13 protein-coding genes and 2 pseudogenes are annotated in these 17,843 nt (G+C 65.9%); 12 read left to right on the top strand and 3 right to left on the bottom strand.

Going from position 1 to position 17,843, the window contains the following annotated elements; translation table 11 throughout:
• Positions 1-19: 19 nt before the first annotated feature.
• The 10 genes and pseudogenes from M2432_RS05040 to M2432_RS05085 all read left to right on the top strand — a co-directional run bounded on the left by M2432_RS05040 (position 20) and on the right by M2432_RS05085 (position 9,964).
• On the top strand, positions 20-778 hold the full coding sequence (locus tag M2432_RS05040) for a class I SAM-dependent methyltransferase (RefSeq protein ID WP_280825644.1): 759 nt from the start codon (positions 20-22) through the stop codon (positions 776-778).
• Positions 779-854: 76 nt separating this feature from the next.
• Positions 855-2,330 (top strand): aldehyde dehydrogenase, encoded by a 1,476-nt coding sequence (locus tag M2432_RS05045; RefSeq protein WP_280825645.1) that lies wholly within the window; start codon positions 855-857, stop codon positions 2,328-2,330.
• A gap of 160 nt (positions 2,331-2,490) precedes the next feature.
• The gene (locus M2432_RS05050; RefSeq protein ID WP_280825761.1) at positions 2,491-2,724 is read left to right on the top strand and encodes a hypothetical protein; all 234 of its coding nucleotides are present in this window, start codon (positions 2,491-2,493) and stop codon (positions 2,722-2,724) included.
• A 142-nt stretch (positions 2,725-2,866) separates the two neighbouring features.
• Positions 2,867-3,985 (top strand): annotated as a pseudogene (locus M2432_RS05055) (acyl-CoA dehydrogenase family protein); the annotation flags it as partial.
• A gap of 612 nt (positions 3,986-4,597) precedes the next feature.
• A pseudogene (locus M2432_RS05060) lies at positions 4,598-5,080 on the top strand (acyl-CoA dehydrogenase family protein); the annotation flags it as partial.
• A 95-nt stretch (positions 5,081-5,175) separates the two neighbouring features.
• Complete coding sequence (locus tag M2432_RS05065; protein ID WP_280825646.1) at positions 5,176-5,667, top strand: hypothetical protein; 492 nt, start codon at positions 5,176-5,178, stop codon at positions 5,665-5,667.
• Between the two features lie 43 nt (positions 5,668-5,710).
• Complete coding sequence (locus tag M2432_RS05070; RefSeq protein WP_280825647.1) at positions 5,711-6,172, top strand: hypothetical protein; 462 nt, start codon at positions 5,711-5,713, stop codon at positions 6,170-6,172.
• A gap of 226 nt (positions 6,173-6,398) precedes the next feature.
• Positions 6,399-7,142 (top strand): lysophospholipid acyltransferase family protein, encoded by a 744-nt coding sequence (locus M2432_RS05075; RefSeq protein WP_280825763.1) that lies wholly within the window; start codon positions 6,399-6,401, stop codon positions 7,140-7,142.
• Positions 7,143-7,164: 22 nt separating this feature from the next.
• On the top strand, positions 7,165-8,760 hold the full coding sequence (fadD12, locus tag M2432_RS05080) for an acyl-CoA ligase FadD12 (RefSeq protein WP_280825764.1): 1,596 nt from the start codon (positions 7,165-7,167) through the stop codon (positions 8,758-8,760).
• Entirely contained in the window at positions 8,750-9,964 is a 1,215-nt protein-coding gene (locus tag M2432_RS05085; protein WP_280825648.1) for an alpha/beta hydrolase, read from the top strand. Before fadD12 ends, M2432_RS05085 begins: the two co-directional genes overlap by 11 nt.
• Before the next feature lie 123 nt (positions 9,965-10,087).
• On the opposite strand, the gene M2432_RS05090 is transcribed toward M2432_RS05085, so the two are convergent.
• Both M2432_RS05090 and M2432_RS05095 read right to left on the bottom strand, forming a co-directional pair.
• On the bottom strand, positions 10,088-11,506 hold the full coding sequence (locus tag M2432_RS05090; protein WP_280825649.1) for a wax ester/triacylglycerol synthase family O-acyltransferase: 1,419 nt from the start codon (positions 11,504-11,506) through the stop codon (positions 10,088-10,090).
• Between the two features lie 21 nt (positions 11,507-11,527).
• A complete protein-coding gene (locus M2432_RS05095; RefSeq protein ID WP_280825650.1) occupies positions 11,528-12,751 on the bottom strand; it encodes an alpha/beta hydrolase in 1,224 nt (407 codons plus the stop codon).
• A gap of 156 nt (positions 12,752-12,907) precedes the next feature.
• On the opposite strand from M2432_RS05095, the gene M2432_RS05100 reads away from it, so the two are divergent.
• Together M2432_RS05100 and M2432_RS05105 are read left to right on the top strand one after the other, a co-directional pair.
• Positions 12,908-15,061, top strand: a complete 2,154-nt coding sequence (locus M2432_RS05100; protein ID WP_280825651.1) for an acyl-CoA dehydrogenase — start codon at positions 12,908-12,910, stop codon at positions 15,059-15,061.
• A gap of 117 nt (positions 15,062-15,178) precedes the next feature.
• Positions 15,179-16,402 carry a septum formation family protein gene (locus M2432_RS05105; RefSeq protein WP_280825652.1) on the top strand — a complete coding sequence of 408 codons (1,224 nt, stop codon included), beginning with the start codon at positions 15,179-15,181 and terminating at the stop codon, positions 16,400-16,402.
• Between the two features lie 23 nt (positions 16,403-16,425).
• Here M2432_RS05105 and M2432_RS05110 read toward each other — a convergent pair whose 3' ends face one another.
• The gene (locus tag M2432_RS05110; RefSeq protein WP_280825653.1) at positions 16,426-17,778 is read right to left on the bottom strand and encodes a wax ester/triacylglycerol synthase family O-acyltransferase; all 1,353 of its coding nucleotides are present in this window, start codon (positions 17,776-17,778) and stop codon (positions 16,426-16,428) included.
• Between the last annotated feature and the right edge of the window lie 65 nt (positions 17,779-17,843).

Below are 17,843 nucleotides of genomic sequence, written 5' to 3' on the forward strand. Positions count from 1 at the left end.
CGGCCAGTACGGTTGCCAGATGCACAGCTCCACGGCTCGACGGGCGACGCTGGCCCGTTCCGTCCGGCTGCTGAGTGAGTTCAAATACGAGCAACCCGACCCGGCCCGGTTCTACGGCGCACTGGCCAAAGACACCGTCGAGATGGTCGATGCGCTCTGGCACGACGCGACCGGCACGTCCCCGACGAACACCATCGTGCTCGATATCGGCGGCGGCCCTGGCTATTTCGCCACCGAGTTCTCTGGCGCCGGCCACAGATACATCGGCGTCGAGCCCGACCCTCGCGAAATGCACGCAGGCCCGGCAGGTCAGCCCGACGGTGCCGGCACCTTCATCAGGGCCTCCGGCATGGCATTGCCCATCGCCGACGGCAGCGTCGACATCTGCCTGTCCTCAAATGTCGCCGAGCACATCCCCGACCCCTGGCTGATGGGCCGGGAAATGCTACGGGTCACCCGGCCCGGCGGGCTGGTGATCCTGTCGTACACGGTGTGGCTGGGCCCCTTCGGCGGCCACGAGATGGGGTTGACGCACTACTTGGGCGGGCGACGGGCCGCCGAGATGTACACCCGCAAACACGGCCACCGGCCCAAGAATGACTACGGCTCGTCACTCTTCGCGGTGTCGGCGGCCGACGGACTCGCCTGGGCCCGCAGCACCGGGGCTTTGCTGACCGCATTCCCGCGCTACCACCCACAATGGGCATGGCGGGTGACGTCTCTACCGGTGTTGCGGGAGTTCCTCACGAGTAACTTGGTGCTTGTTCTCCGGCGGTGAACTGCAACAGGTTCTCGTTTTGCAGGATCCTGAGTAGTGTGACGCTCATGACACCGGCTACGCGAGGAGCACACCGATGACCCAGAGCACGACCTTCAAGACCGAGTGGGACCAGCTGTTCATCGGCGGTCAGTGGACTCAGCCGTCGACGGCTGAGGTCATCGAGGTGCACTCCCCCGCCACCGGGGAACGGGTCGGCAAGGTGCCGCTGGCCTCGGCGGCCGACGTCGACGCTGCCTGCGCCGCTGCCCGCAAGGCCTTCGACGAGGGCCCTTGGCCGAAGATGTCGCCCGCCGAGCGCGCCGCCGTGATCACCGAAGCGGCCAAGCTCATGACCGAGCGCGCTGACGAGTTCAAGCATCTGCTCGCCGCCGAGACCGGCCAGCCGACGACCATCGTCGACATGATGCAGTACGGCGCCGCCATGTCGTCGTTCAATTACTACGCCGCGCAAGCCGCCGAGAAGTTCCAGTGGAGCGACATCCGCGACGGCATCTACGGCCAGACGCTGGTCACCCGCGAGCCGATCGGCGTGGTCGCCGCGATCGCCGCCTGGAACGTGCCGTTCTTCCTCGCCGCCAACAAGCTGGGCCCGGCGCTGCTGGCCGGTTGTACCGTCGTGCTGAAACCCGCCGCTGAGACTCCGCTGTCAGTGTTCGCCATGGCCCAGGCTTTCGCCGACGCCGGCCTGCCCGAGGGCGTGCTGTCCATCGTCCCGGGTGGTCCCGAAACCGGCCGAGCCCTGACCGCAAACCCGGAAATCGACAAGTTCACGTTCACCGGCAGCTCGGCGGTGGGCAAGGAGATCGGCAAGATCGCCGCCGAGAAGCTCAAGCCGTGCACGCTGGAGCTCGGTGGCAAGTCCGCCGCGATCATCCTCGAGGACGCGGACCTGGACTCGACACTGCCGATGCTGCTGTTCTCCGGCCTGATGAACAGCGGCCAGGCGTGCGTCGGTCAGACCCGCATCCTGGCACCCCGCTCCCGCTACGAAGAGATCGTGGAAAAGGTCGCCGCGGCAGCCGCCGGCATGCAGTGCGGTCTGCCCGACAACCCCGCCGCCATGATCGGCCCGCTGATCAGCGAGAAGCAGCGTGAGCGCGTCGAGAGCTACATCAAGAAGGGCATCGAGGAAGGCGCGCGCGTCGCCGTCGGCGGCGGCCGTCCCGAGGGCCTGGATTCCGGCTGGTACGTGCAGCCCACGGTGTTCGCCGACGTCGACAACTCGATGACCATCGCCCAGGAAGAGATCTTCGGGCCGGTGCTGTCGATCATCCCGTTCGACACCGAGGAAGACGCCATCCGGATCGCCAACGACTCGGTGTACGGGTTGGCGGGCAGCGTCTACACCACCGACATTCCGAAGGCCATGAAGATCGCCGCGCAGATCCGCACCGGCACCTACGCGGTCAATATGTATGCGTTCGATCCGTGCGCGCCGTTCGGCGGTTACAAGAACTCAGGCATCGGCCGGGAGAACGGACCGGAGGGCATTGAGGCCTACTGCCAGGCCAAGAGTGTGCTGATGCCGTTCGGCTACAGCCCGGAGTAAAACTTGATCGTCCGGATGGCCATCCGTACCCGCGCCCTTCGCCCCTCGGAGGACTCGGACGGGTGGCCATTCGGCTTTTGATTGCCAGGTTCCTCACACCTCGACAACCTGTCCGTGACTGGTAGCGTCACGCGCGTCCATAGCTCGTTGCTGTAATCACCTGGAGGAACACACGGCAGTCTCCGTTGATCTCGAGAAGTCGCTGGACAAGGCGTACGAAGACAAGTCGCTCAAGGACATCCTCGACGCATCGCCCGCCGCCCTGGCCGGGCTGACCGACAAGCACGCCGAGATTCTTGCCGAGTCATTCCACATCAAGACCGTTCGTGACCTGGGCTCCAACAAGTTCTTCAAGCTGGCCGCCGCGCTGGCCGCACTGGAGCACGCCGGCTGAGCCACGCCGTCAACCACCCAAGGGGCGCTGAGTCTACGAAAGAATCAGCGCCCCTTGTTAATTCAGATACGAGCTCGACGGACCGCCCTCTAGGCTCCGATCCGGCACCAGAAAGCATCCCCGGCCCGATTACTGTTGCCCGGTGAGCGAATTCGATGCGCTACGGGCCGACGACAGCGAACTAGCCGTGCTGCGCGACAGGTTGCGCAAGTTCTTGGCCGACGATGCCGAACAATTCGGCTGGGAGCCCGCGGTCGACTGCTGGCTGTCGAGATGGGACACCGAGTTCAGCGCCCGACTGGCCCAAGCCGGCTTCATCGGGCTGACAATTCCGGTCGAATACGGCGGACAGGGACTTAGCCACCTGCACCGCTACGTCGTGACCGAAGAGCTTTTGGCGTGCGGCGCTCCGGTGGGGGCGCACTGGATCGCCGACCGACAGGTCGCGCCGGCCCTGCTGACCTACGGAAACGAGGAGCAGCGCCGCCGACTGCTGCCCCGAATCGCCTCGGGCACTTGGTTTTCCGCAATCGGGATGAGTGAACACGGCGCGGGCTCCGACCTGGCCGCAGTCACCACCCGGGCCACTCGCACCGATAACGGCTGGGTGCTCAACGGCTCCAAGGTATGGACCAGCGGCGCGCACCTCGCCCACCAGATCGTCGTGCTGGCACGCACCAGCCCATTGGACCCGAACCATCGGCACGCCGGGTTCAGCCAGTTCATCGTGCCCACCGACACCCCCGGCGTCACCATCGAACCGATCATCCAGATGAACGGCGAACACCATTTCAACGAGGTGCTGTTCGACGACGTCGTGCTGACCGATGCCGATCTGCTCGGCGAGGTCGGCAACGGCTGGCACCAGGTGACCGCGGAGCTGGGCTTCGAGCGCAGCGGCCCCGAACGCTTTCTGTCAACGGCCACACTGCTTTTCGACATCATTCAGGCGTTGAACGACCGGACCTGCACCGAGGTCGGCGACTTGCTGGCCAGGCTCATCTCGCTGAGGCAGCTTTCGATCTCGGTGGCGCGAGAACTGACCGCGGGCCGCGACGCGTCGGCCCGCGCGGCCATGGTCAAAGACTTGGGCACCCGGTTCGAGCAGGAATCCGTGGAGATCGCCGCGGAACTGCTGGATCGCTATGAAGGACCCAGCCAGCCCCGGTTGCAAACCATGCTGGACACCGCGCGGGTGCACTCGCCGCTGTTCACCCTGCGCGGCGGCACCAACGAGGTACTCCGCGGCATCGTGGCTAAGTCGGCCGCCAGATCCGCAGGGCAGCAACCGGTTACAGGCGATTTTGCCGAACTCCAGCAATTGGCCGATCAGATCGGGCTACGCGGCCTGGACACCCGGACGCTGCCGGCGGTCTTCGATGCGACGTTGTGGCGCAACGCCGAAAGCTCTGGGCTGACCCGACTGATCGATACCGAGGGCGCCGGGCCGGCCGCGTCGGCGGTCGTGTTGGGCACCTTGGCCCAGCATGCAGCCGCGGTACCGCTGGCCGAAACAGACGTGCTGGCAACGTGGTTGGCCGCCCAGGCGGGACTCACCGTTCCCGATACCGGACCGCTGACGGTGGCCTATGCCCGCGTCGACAGCTACCGACCGGTCGGCTCAGCCGACGGCGACCGACTGGTCGGCTCAGCCGACGACGACCGACTGGTCGGCTCAGCCGAAGGTGTCCCGTGGCCGCGCAGCGGGCCGGTAGTGCTGGCCGTCCGCGCCCCCGATGCACTGCATGTCGCGGTGCTGAACAGCCCCGACATCACCGCAGAGCACCACAACCTGGCCGGCGAACCACGCGGCACCATCGAATTCGACCTCATAGCTGCCGAAACCGTCCGACTGCCAGTGACCGTTGCCGACGAACTGTTGGTCCGCGGCGCCTGGGCCCGGTGTCTGCAGATCATCGGCGCGTTCGATTCGGCCGCCGCGTTGACCGTGACCCATATCGGGGCACGCACTCAATTCGGCAAGCCGCTCGGCGCCTTCCAGGCCGTCCAGCATTCGGTGGCGACCATGCTCGGGGAGATGGAACAAGCCCGGGCCGCTACCCGACTGGCGGTGCAAGCCGCCGACGACTTCGGGTTCGGCGATGCCCGCACCGGCTACGCGGTGAACGTGGCCAAGGTTGCCGTCGGGCGCGCCGTCAGCCCCGTCACCACCATTGCGCACCAGCTACATGGCGCCATCGGCACCACAGCCGAACATCCTTTATGGCTCGCCACCTTGCGGGCGCGCAGTTGGGCCGACGAATTCGGCAGCACCGGCTGTCACGCCCGCCGACTCAGCGAACTCACTCACGCCACGCAACCCTGGGATGTGACGGTGGGACGCATCCGGCCCTGACTGTGACTCAGGCCTAAATCCGCTGTCGATGTGCTGTTCGGCGGACTGTGACGTCAGCTACTGCGACACCAGCGGTAACACGCAACCATTGGCACATGCGAAAAATCAGCAGCGCGCTAATTGCCACTGCCATCGCTGCAACCGCCCCAGCAACGGCAGTGCTGGCCGGAGCCGCACCGGCATCCGCCGCCACCGTGCATCGAATGACCCTCTTCACGGCGATGTACACCTGCGACTTCCAGCACTTGGACTACGTGAGCTTCGCCCATCCGGGCACGTCGACCGCCGAGATCACGTCCGACGGGAACACCGCCGTCGCACACATCAACATGACTTCGGGAACCAACGATGCGCAGTACGCGGTCCGGCTCATCCCCGCCCCGCACGGCGCAATGGGCTGCCAGGCCGGTGACCCAAGCATCACAACCGGCACACTGCAGACCGACAGCTTCGGCAACGGCAGCGCCACGGTGCAAGCCCCAGTGCGGTCCGGCACCACCGGCATGTGGGTCGCGGTCGATATGCCGTCGGCGCACTCACAGACGCCATCCGAGAGCTACAGCTCGAATTTCATCGCCCCGGTCTAACCCCGCTGGCCAATGTCGGCAGGCACCCGGTAAGAAAGGACCCATGTCCTACCGGGAGACAACGACTGTGCGCCGATCGCTTGGCCGCAGCAGTGTGACACTGGCCGCGCTACTTTTGATCGCCGGTTGCTCCGGCCACAAGACCGCGACGCAGCCGACATCCACGCCTTCAGATACGGCCGGCCAGAGCGCAGCGGCCGCGCCGAACCTGCCGCCTGGCGTCACGCCGCCTGCCGGCCCGCCGTCGGGTCCATCGGACTCGGGTCAGTTGGACGGTGGCACATGCCTGCAACTCACCGGCGCCGTGGTGAACCTGGTCTCGGGAGCGACCGGCGACGACACCGCCAAGGCCGCTGACACCATCAAGGGCTTCAACCCGCCGCAGGATGTGCTGGCAGCCGTGGCGCATTTCGTCGGCACCAACGGCCTGCACACCGACGACCCGGACCGCAATCAGTACAGCCGGGCCATCAACAATTGGGTGGAGAAGAAGTGCCCGGTGTAGTCGGTCGCGACTAGCTGCCCTTCACGTCGGCCATGCCTTTCGGTGACCGCTCCGCAACCACCAGCGGACTGCTGGCGGTGATGCTGATCACTCGTGCCCAAACCCCGTCAGCGGACCATTACCATAGAAATTAGAACGTGTTCTAATTTTTCTCGGCGTCTGGAGGAAACCCGTGGTCAAGCTCCCCGAAATCACCAAATTCGACCCGGGCCTGACCGAGAAGGTCATGGGGATTCTCCGACCGCTGCTGAAGGCCTATCACCGCACCGAGGTCCGCGGGCTGGAGTACATTCCACTCGGCGGCGCGCTGGTGGTCAGCAACCACTCCGGCGGCATGATGCCGGTGGACGTACCGATCTTCTCGGCGCACTTCTATGAGAAATACGGCTACGACCGGCCGGTCTACACCCTGAGCCACGCCATGTTGATGATGGGCCCGACGGGAGACTTCTTCCGCAAGACCGGCTACATCCTGGCCAGCCATGAGAACGCCGACGAGGCCCTGCGCTCCGGCGGCCTGGTCGTGGTGTTCCCCGGCGGCGACTACGACGTCTACCGGCCGTCGACGGATGCCAACACAATCGATTTCGACGGGCGCAAGGGATACGTCAAGGCCGCGATCAATGCCGGTGTGCCGATCGTGCCGATGGTCGGCATCGGCGGCCAGGAGACCCAGCTGTTCCTGACCCGTGGCGAGGGGATCGCCAAGGCACTCGGCCCCATCGCGCGCGCGGCGCGCACCAAGGTGGTGCCGCTGTCCTTCGGCTTCCCGTTCGGGTTGTCTGCCGTGCTGCCCGTCAACCTGCCGTTGCCGTCGAAGATCGTCATGCAGGTGCTGCCGCCCATCGACATCGAGGCGGAGTTCGGCGAACAACCGGACATCGACGCCGTCGACGCCAAGGTCCGCGCTGTTATGCAGGAGACCCTCAACGAGCTGGCCGAAGAGCGCCGCTTCCCGGTCGTGGGCTGACCACGTGGGCATCACCGACGACCTGGCCGACGCCGCAGGCCTGGTCAGCACCATGGTCCGCGCCGGCATCATCGCGCCGCTGCGCCCGGACAAGTACCTGCGCATCGCCGCCGCGATGGCGCGGGAGAACATGGGCATCACGTCGGGCTTCGCCAGCTCGGCGCAGCGGTGCCCGGATCGCCCTGGGCTCATCGATGAGTTGGGCACACTGACCTGGGCCCAAATCGACCGCCGGGCCGATGCCCTGGCCGCCGCACTGCAGACCCTGCCGTCGGCGAAAGTCATCGGCATCATGGCCCGTAACCATCGCGGGTTCGTCGAGTCGCTGATCGCCGCCAACCGGATCGGCGCAGATGTGTTGCTGCTCAACACATCTTTCGCCGGGCCGGCGATGGCCGAGGTGGTCACCCGGGAGAAGGTCGACGTGGTGATTTACGACGAGGAATTCACCGCAACGGTGGACCGGGCGCTGGCCGACCAACCGATGACCGCACGGATTGTCGCCTGGACCGATACCGACGACCACCCGCTCACCGTTGAGCAGCTGATCGCCGACCACCTCGGGCTGACACCGAAACGCGCCGGACACAAGAGCCGAGTGATCCTGCTGACCTCCGGCACCACGGGAACCCCCAAGGGCGCCAAGCATTCCGGCGGCGGACCCGACACGCTGAAGGCGATCCTGGACCGCACACCCTGGCACGCTGAGGAAACCACGGTGATCGTCGCGCCGATGTTCCACGCCTGGGGTTTCTCCCAGCTGGCGTTCGCCGCGTCGATGGCGTGCACCATCGTCACGCGCCGCAAGTTCGACCCGAAGGCCACCCTGGCCCTGGTGGACAAGTACCAGGCCACCGGATTGTGCGTGGTCCCAGTGATGTTCGACCGGATCATGGAACTGCCGGACTACGTTCGCAACCGCTACAGCGGACAGTCACTACGGTTCGCCGCGGCATCAGGCTCGCGGATGCGCCCCGACGTGGTGATCTCCTTCATGGATCAGTTCGGCGACGTCATCTACAACAACTACAACGCCACCGAAGCCGGCATGATCGCCACTGCAACCCCGGCCGACCTGCGGGCAGCACCGGACACCGCGGGCCGACCTGCTGAGGGCACCGACATCCGCATTCTCGACGCCGAACGCAATGAGCTGCCGACCGGCGAGGTGGGCACCATCTTCGTGCGCAACTCCACCCAGTTCGACGGCTACACCTCAGGTGCCACAAAGGATTTCGATGCGGACTACATGTCCTCGGGTGATATCGGTTACCTGGATGCGGCAGGCCGACTGTTTGTGGTGGGCCGCGACGACGAGATGATCGTGTCGGGTGGAGAGAACGTGTATCCGATCGAGGTGGAAAAGACCCTCGCGGCACACTCCGACGTCGCCGAGGCTACGGTGCTGGGTGTCGATGATGAGCAGTACGGGCAGCGCTTGGCGGCGTTCGTCGTACTGTCCGGCGACACCACCCCGGACGAATTGAAGGCGCACGTGCGAGAGAACCTGGCCAATTACAAAGTGCCGCGATCGATCACGGTGCTTCCCGAACTTCCGCGCAACAGCACCGGCAAGATCGACCGGCGCGAACTGAAGGGCCTGATCAATGGCACGTAAACGAACCATCCTGCGAGCCTGCGTCGAGTTGCTCAACGCCGCCAACGCGGCCACTCCCCTGACCCGCTCCGGAACCCTTGGCCTATACGCCTTTTCGTATGGCTGGCCGACCAGCGAGGCCGCCCCGCTCGTACTCGGCGCCTCCGCACTGTCCGCCGCTCGTCGCGGTCGACGCGGCGCCTTCAGCGGTACCGGCGGCCGCATTGCGTTGGCTATCACCGCGGCCTCATGGGCCGTGCTGGCGTTCATCACCGCCCGCGACCGACGTTCCAAGCGCGCGTTCGAAGAGCCGCTGCGCGAACTGATGGGTCCGGACTATGCGGACCTGGCGGAAGCCGGCGCACCCCGCCCGGTCGGCCTGCTGCGCACCATGTGGCGGTTGCGACGCAAGTACAACGCGCACACCGTGCAGTACGGCCCCCATCGTGCCAACACCGCAGACATCTGGCGCCGACCAGACCTGCCACTGGACGGCAAAGCGCCTGTGCTGCTGCAGGTTCCCGGTGGGGCGTGGATGATCGGCAACCGGCGGCCCCAGTCCTACCCACTGATGAGCGAGATGGCCGAACGTGGCTGGATCTGCGTGTCGATCGGCTACCGAATCAGTCCGAAGCATGCCTGGCCGGCGCACATCATCGACGTCAAGCAGGCCCTGGCCTGGGTCAAGGAGCACATCGCCGAGTATGGCGGCGACCCCGATTTCGTGGCCATCACCGGCGGCTCTGCCGGTGGGCATCTGTCCTCGCTGGCAGCCCTGACGCCCGGAGACCCGCAGTGGCAGCCGGGATTCGAAACCGCCGACACCTCTGTGGTGGCCGCGGTTCCGCTGTATGGACGCTACGACTGGTTCAGTTTCGACGGCCCCGGGCGCAAGGAGATGATGGACATCCTGCAGCGGGTCATCGTCAAGAAGCGATTCAAGGCCGAGCCGCAGGTGTTCCGGGACGCCTCGTCAGTGGCCCGGGTTCACCCTGATGCCCCACCGTTTTTCGTGCTACACGGAGAAGACGACACGCTGATCCCAGTGGTCGAAGGCCGGGAGTTCGTGGCGGCCCTGCGCGCGGTGTCCAAGGCGCCGGTGGCCTACGCCGAGATTCCGCACGCTCAGCACGCATTCGACTTCTTCGGCTCGGCGCACGGGCATTACACCGCGGACGCGATCGCGCACTTCCTTGAGTGGGTCCGCGCAGGCAAAGCCAACTAACCGCCCAATCGGACAAACGGGCCGCAAAGTTCGACTGGAACCGGCGATTTCGACGGTTCCGGTGTCAGTCGCCCCGCGGGCTGTAACTCGCGGCGTGGGCCGCCGGCGGCGCGGCGGCCGGCTCTACTGCGCCATAGCGGTCTCGATGACCGTCAACTCCTCGGAAAGCCCTGCGACAGCACGGATTTTCTTGAAATCGGCAACCATCGCGTCGGTGACCTCGTGCGGGTCGTCAACGGTGGCGCCGTCCGAGATCACCGAGATGTTGAGCTGGTCGACATAACTCCAGACAGTTATGTTCAGCCCGCTGCCGGCGGTCAGCGGCCCCACTGAATAGATCTCCGTGACCGTCGCCCCGCCCACCTTGCCGATTTCCCGCGGACCCGGCACGTTCGAGATGTTGAGGTTCAGCACCTTGTTCTGGCCGTCCTTTTCCGACAGCCTGCGGAACAGCGACTCCACCGGCGCCGGCGGCATGTACGCCGCCCACCGGGCCACCAGTTCCGGGCCGATCAGTTGGTGACTCTCCTTGGCCAACATCGCCGCCTCGCGGGCCTGCTGCACCCGCTGTGCGGTGTCCTCGACGTCCACCGGCAGCGCCACCAGCACACCGCTGAACCTGTTGCCGGAGATACGATCCGGCGAGAAGTCGAAGCTCATCGGTACCGAGGCGAGCAGTGGGTGATCGGCGGCGCCGTCGTACTTGAGCAGCAGTTCGCGCAGCGCGCCCGACGACATCGCGAGCACCAGGTCGTTGATGGTCACGCCCAGCTTCTTGCTGGTTTCTTTGACGTCCGCCAACGCCAATGTGGCTGTGGCAAAACGTCGTTCGGGCGTGAGCATGTGGTTCATGAAGCTCGGCGGCGGGGTGAACGGACGGGTCAGCTCCGGGGACAGCTTGCGTGAGCTGCGGCGTACCCGCCCCATGCCGTCGGCGGTGTACTTGACGACGCCCGGGAACCGCTTGATCTGCCGCATGTGGTCTGCGAATGCCGAGCGCACCAGCTCACCGTTGCTGGGCGCAGGGTCAGTGAGATACGAATCCTGTTCGCGCTGTGGACCTTCCGTTATGTCCATACCGCGGGCCAGCAGGTTCGCCGACGCGACGCCGTCGGCCAGAGCATGGTGAACCTTGCCGACCACGGCGATGCGCCCGTTGGCCAGGCCCTCGACGAAGTACATCTCCCACAACGGCCGGCTACGGTCCAGCGGGCTGCCGGCGATCTGGCCGATGGCTTCATCCAGTTCGCGTCGGCCACCTGGAGCGGGCAGCTGCCATGGCCTGATGTGGTAGTCCAGGTCGACTTCGCAGTTCTCCCGCCACATCGGGTGATGGAACTTGAACGGGATGTCCACCAGCTGGTAGCGGAACGGTTCAAGCTTGTGCAACCGGCTGTGGATCACGTTGCGGAAGTCGTCGATCCCGAACGTCCGCCCATCCAGGCGAGCCAGGTCGATGATGGCAATCTTGAGGGTGTGCATGTGCACGTTGGAGGTTTCCGTGTACAGCAGGAATGCATCCCAACCGCTCAGTCGCTTCACTCGAATCTTCCTGTCGGGAGGCTAGATAACGGCTTCGACGCTGCGCTGAGTCTGGTTCCGGTGTACCTCGTTGAGGAACAACCCTATGGCAGTGGACATCGATCCGGTGCGAGCACCGTCGGTCATGTCGAAGCCATGCCCGGCACCCGGCATCTCGATGTAGCTGACCGGCGCCTGCGACACCCCGCGGAGCCGTTGCACGAAGTCCCGCGCCTGGGCCACCGGGATGACGGTGTCGCCGCTGCCATGGATCACCAGGAACGGAGGCGCATCCCGCCGTACCCGAGCGATCGGTGATGCGGCGCGGTAGATCTCGGGGTGTTTGTCGATCCGGTGTCGGACGACGACCCGCTCCAGAAAGTCCACGAAGTGCTCCCGCTCGGGCGTCGACCGGTCTTCCCAGTCGTAACGGCCGTAGATGCCCACCACCGCGTCGACGGAGGTGTCCGAGCCCTCCGGCAGATCAGCCTGCAGTTCCGGATCGTTTGCAGTCAGGCCAGCCAACGCGGCCAGGTGCCCGCCGGCCGAACCACCTGAAATGGCAATGAAATTACGGTCGCCGCCGAACTTGTCCACATTCGCCCGGGCCCACGCTATCGCGGTCTTCACATCGGTGATGTGTTGCGGCCAGCGGTGATTCGGCGCAACCCGGTAGTCGATCGACAGACACACCCAGCCCCGTTCGGCCAGGTGGCTCATCAAGGCGTAGCCCTGCAGCAGGCGGCTGCCGTGCACCCAAGCCCCGCCGGGCAGGTAGATCAGCACCGGTGCGGGCGCGCTTGGCAGTTCGTCGGACCGCCAGACGTCCAGCAGCTGCGCAGGATCGTCGCCGTAGCGCACCGACGTCCGGTGGACCTGGCGGCGGTGCTCAAGCGCCTTCAACACCGGCGGGGTGCGCTCGGGCCGCGGCCAGGTGATGTCCAGGTCGGCGGCGGGCACCACGCCCTGCAAGGCGGCCCGCGCCACCTCGGCGACACTGTCGCGCTCCTGCTTGCGAACCTCGGCGATGCCGGGGGTCAACAGGGTCCGGGCCGTCGACGCCCAGAAACCGGGGACCTGCCGCATGCCCCACAGCGTCATGGCCGTGGCGCCGCCAAACGGTTCCAGGTGTTTGCCGATAACGGGCAGTGACGCTGCAGCCACACTCATGGCCAGCAGGTGGTCCGACGGCCCGGCCCGCAACAGCCAGCGAAGGCGCGTTGCCAGTGTCGGTCCGGGATCGCGGGCGTCCGGTCGAGCCGTCATTGCGCGAGCGTACACCGGGGACCCGGTCCAGATTGGGCAGCTTCGGCAGTTCCGGCATAGTTCGCTGGGACACTTCAGCGCCGCGCCGAAGTGTGAACTGCATCACAGCTGGTACGGGCTGGTTCCACGGCTTCCCGTCGTGTTTACAGTTGACTCGTGGGCAACTCAGCACTGGCAATTACCGACGAACACAACGACCTGGCGGACTCCGCATCCGGCCTGCTCAAGCGGCTGGGCAGTCGCGCAGCGGCCCGGGCCAGCCTGGACGGCGGCTCGTCGCACCCGGCCGAATTCTGGACCGCTGCGGCCGGCCTGGGATGGCAGGGCCTGGCGATCCCCGAGGAGTTCGGCGGATCCGGCTTCGGGCTCCCCGAACTTGCCGTGGTGCTGGAGGTGCAGGGCCGCGAACTGTGCCCCGGCCCGTTCTTGCCCACGGTGGCGGCCGCCACGGTGATCGACCGCTGCGCCCCGGATTCGGTTCGCGCCCAACTGCTTCCCGGCCTGGCCGATGGAAATACGGTGGCCGCCTTGGGATTGTCCGGGCGGGTGCACATCAACGCCAATACGGTCTTCGGTGAGAGTCATGCGGTGCTCGGCGCTCCGGACGCCACCCTGCTGGTTCTGGTGGCCGGCGATGACGTGGTGATCGTGGATGCCAAGGCCCCTGGAGTCAGGGTCACCCCGCTGGAGTCCATGGACACCACCCGCAGCATCGGTTCAGTCTCCCTGGAACAAGCTGCCGCAACAGCAATACTGCACGGGGCTGCGGCTCAGGCGCGCACCGCTTTTCGTATCCTGGCGGCCGCGGAGGCGGTCGGAGTCAGCTGGGCCGCGCTGGACATGGCCGTCGAATACGCCAAGGTGCGTGAGCAATTCGGCCGTACCATCGGCACCTTCCAGGCGGTCAAACATCACGCCGCCAACATGCTGGTCAACGCCGAACTGACCACCGCCGCGACCTGGGACGCGGCCCGCGCCGACAATCTGGACGATGCCCACTTCGGGGCCGCGGTGGCTGCGGTACACGCCGTTCGTACCCAAATCTTCAACACCGAGAACAACATTCAGCTCCATGGCGGCATCGGATTCACCTGGGAACACGATGCACACCTCTACCTGCGCCGGGCCCGCACGCTGGCCGCAGTCACTGCCGACGGTGCCGATGCCTTGGCCGAGATCGTCGAGGCCCAGCGCGCCGGACAAGCCCATGGCGCATCTTTCGCACTGCCCGAGGAGGCCGAGGCACACCGGACGGCAGCCCGCGAAGCCGTGGCGACCCTGCGTTCACTACCCGAGGACAAGCGGCGCGACTTCCTGGTCGACTCAGGCTATCTGGTGCCGCACTGGCCCAAGCCGTGGGGCCGCGACGCCGGGGTGCTCGAGCAGTTGGCCATCGAAGAAGAGTTCGCCGGCGTTGAGCGCCCCGACATGGGCATCACGGGCTGGGTCACTCTCACCATCGCCCAGGCCGGCACCGACGACCAACGCGAACGCTGGGTGTACCCGGTGCTGCGGGGCGAGATCATGTGGTGCCAACTGTTTTCCGAGCCCGACGCCGGCTCCGATGCGGCGGCCGTGCGCACGAGCGCCAAGAAGGTCGATGGAGGCTGGCTGGTGACCGGCCAGAAGGTGTGGACCAGCTTGGCGCAGCATTGCCAATGGGGTCTGGCAACAGTGCGTACCGACCCGGACGCACCCAAGCACGCTGGTGTCACCATGATGGCGATCGATATGAAAGCCCCTGGTGTCACGGTGAATCCGCTGAAGGGGTTGACCGGCAACGCGCACTTCAACGAGGTGTTCTTTGACGAGGTGTTCGTACCCGACACCGACGTGGTGGGCGACGTGAACTCCGGCTGGCTGGTGGCCCGGGCCACGCTGGGCAACGAGCGACTCTCCATCGGTGGCGGCTCAGGCTCCCAAACCGGTTTTACCGCTGACGATCTGATCAAGCTGCTGGATTCGACGTCTGATATTGACAGGTACCTGCAGCGGGCCGGTGAGGTGATCGCCGAAGGGCACACTCTGCGTCTGCTCAACCTGCGCCGGATCAGCCGGGCCATCGCCGGTACCGGACCCGGCCCGGAGGGCAACGTCACCAAGCTGGTGGTGGCCGAACAAGGTCAGCGCCTCACCGAGCTGGCCATGAAGTTGGCCGGCCCTGCTGCGGTGACGGGTCAGATGCCGGTGCTGGCCCAGTCCTACCTCGGCTATCGCGCGATGACCATTGCCGGCGGCACCTCCGAGATCACCCGCAATACCATCGCCGAACGCATCCTGGGGCTGCCCCGCGATCCGTTGCTGAAATAGCATCCGGACGCGCCCGGCGACCCGCATCACGACTCGATGGAGATCAACACCCTTCGTGGCGCTCGGTCGCCGGGTATGTCAGGCTCTAAATATGACGAGCGAGCGCAGCTGAGACCGGTGGCCCCGGAGCAAACGCCGCCGCTCGACGATCCCGGCACAGCCGGCGATCTTGACGCCGCCGTGGCAGCTCTGCGGGCCAAGTGCCCGCAGCCCGCAGCAAAGCCGCACAACTCCAAGACATCCCATCGGGGCCTGCTGGCTTTGCTGCTCTGCGCTGAGTTTGTCGGCGGCGTGTTCGCGTTGTTCGCCGCCAACCAGGAAGCTCGCCCGTCGGCCTCCCCTGATAGCCAGGCCAATGGGGTGTACGTCAATGCGCACAGCGGAAGTTGCCTGGTGTGGCCGCCCGATGCGCCCGAACGCCCGTCGTTTGTCCAGTGCGCCGGTCCGCACCTGTTCGAGGTCGTCAAGACCGTCGACGTCGGCAGCGACCCGGAGCCGTGTGAACTGGCGGTGCGCCACTACCTGGGACCGCACTACGACCCGAACAGCCGGTTCACCCCGGCAGTGTTAAAGGCCGGCGAATCGGGCGGTTCGGTCGGCGGTGACCGAAAGTTGTTGTGCGGACTGCAACTCCTGGGGCCCGACGGCAAGCCGGTGCCGTTCAGCGGGCAGATCGCAGGCCAGGACCAGTCACGCACCTGGCCGCCGGGCACCTGCCTGGGCATCGACCCGCAGACCAACTCGCCCACCTCGGCTGCCGTCGATTGCTCCGAACCGCACTCGCTCGAAGTCGTCGGCATGGTGAATCTCGGTGAGCGGTTTGCTGGTACGCCGTCGGATGCCGACCAGCAGGCCGAATTAGGTGAGCAGTGCACACAGCTGGCCAAGGCGTATCTGGCACCAAAAACGTTGTCGGCCACGGGCTGGGAGGTGACCTACCATGCGATCACCCCGACCAGCTGGGCGGCGGGCAGCCGCCAGGCGTCATGCTCATTGGGTCCTGAAACCCCCGAAGCGGTCACCGGAAGCGTGAAGTCGCACGCCACCGCACCCGGTTTCACCGAGGAGCCCACTGCAACCCCGACGACGAGCACATCCGCTCCTCATCGCACCACCACTGAAACCACCACCGCACCAACGGTTTCCGCGCCCGCGACGACCGCGACTGCTCCTGCTACGACGACCGCACCGGTCACTGCGACCACCGCGCCCGCACCTGTGCAAAATCCTGCGCAGTCACCGACCACCCAGGTCCTGAACGGGCCGCCGGGCGGATTGCCGCAGCAGGTCATCCAAATTCCCGGGTTGCCGCCCGTCACCGTGCCTACCATGCCCGGCTGACCTGCCCACCCAAACGGAGGGGCCTAGCGGATAGCACGCTCCAAGTCCGTCAGCGCATCTTCCAGATGACCCAACAGTCTCTGCAAGCGCGGCACACTGTGCCGACAGCCCACCAGGCCGAAGTCGAGATTGTCGGCGTTGTTGGACATCGTGATGTTCAGCGCCAACCCGTCGAGCGCAATGGACAGCGGGTAGTTCCCGTCCAGCCGCGCACCCTTCATGTACAGCGGTGCGCGTGGCCCGGGCACGTTGGAGATGACGATGTTGAACGGCGGCGGCGTGGCGGCTACGAACCCGGGCACCGCGGCCAGCCCCAGCGGGGCAATCATCAACGCCGACAACGCCATTCCCTCAAGCTTGGGCAACTCGGCGAATAGCTTCTTGTTGCCGCTCATCGACTCGTTGACCTGCTTGAGACGCTCGGCCGGGTCGGCGACGTGGGTTGCCAGGTTGCACAGAACGGTGCCCACCTGGTTGCCCCCGGAATCGGTGTCGCCCTTGGCACGGAGGCTCACCGGCACCATGGCTATCAGTGGGGTGTCGGGGAGTGAATTCTGCTCCAGCAGGTAAGCCCGCAATGCACCGGCACACATCGCCAGCACCACGTCGTTGACGGTGACACCGGCTGCATTCTTGATGTCCTTGACCCGCTCCAACGGCCAGGACTGCCCGGCGACCCGACGCGCACCGCCGATCTTGACGTTGAACATCGTCTTGGGTGCGCGGAACGGCAGCGTCAGTTGCTGCTCCAGTAAGGCTGCCCGGGCGATCTTCAGCGTCGAGGGGGCAAACCCGCCGACCGCGCTGATCGCATCGGTGAGCGAGCGACGCAGCGACGAGTCCGGTCGTATTCGCTTGCGGTGCGGCAGATCCCACGGAACTCGCAGCTCTGTGTCATTCGGGTCCTCGGACAGTGAGCGCTGCGCCAGACGCTGCGCCGAGATGCCGTCGATCAACGCGTGGTGGAACTTGGCGTACACCGCGAACCTGCCGTCGGCCAGGCCCTCGATGATGTGCGTCTCCCACAACGGGCGGTGCCGGTCCAGCAGGCTGGTATGCAGGCGCCCGGCGAGCGCGAACAGTTCACGAACCCGACCCGGTGTCGGTAGCGCAGAGCGGCGAAGGTGGTAATCAGTGTCGACATCGTCGTCGTAGGTCCACGCGAAGTTGGTGATGCCGCCAAATATGGCCGCCGGATGTTTGCGGTACGCCGGCTGAAAATTCTTGTGGGACAACATGTCCTGGTAAACGTCGAGTACGAATTCGGGCCCAGCGCCGTCCGGTGGGGTGTACAGCTGCAGACCCGCGACGTGCATCGGGTGCTCGCGGGATTCACCGACCAGGAACATCGCGTCGGTCGGGGACATCAGCTCCATCGGCTAAGTGTCACACGCCCATATTCATCGGCGGGCACAGTTGCTCGGCACGGTGCCGAGATCGA

This window comes from Mycobacterium sp. OTB74 (assembly GCF_029892685.1).
Lineage (GTDB): Bacteria > Actinomycetota > Actinomycetes > Mycobacteriales > Mycobacteriaceae > Mycobacterium.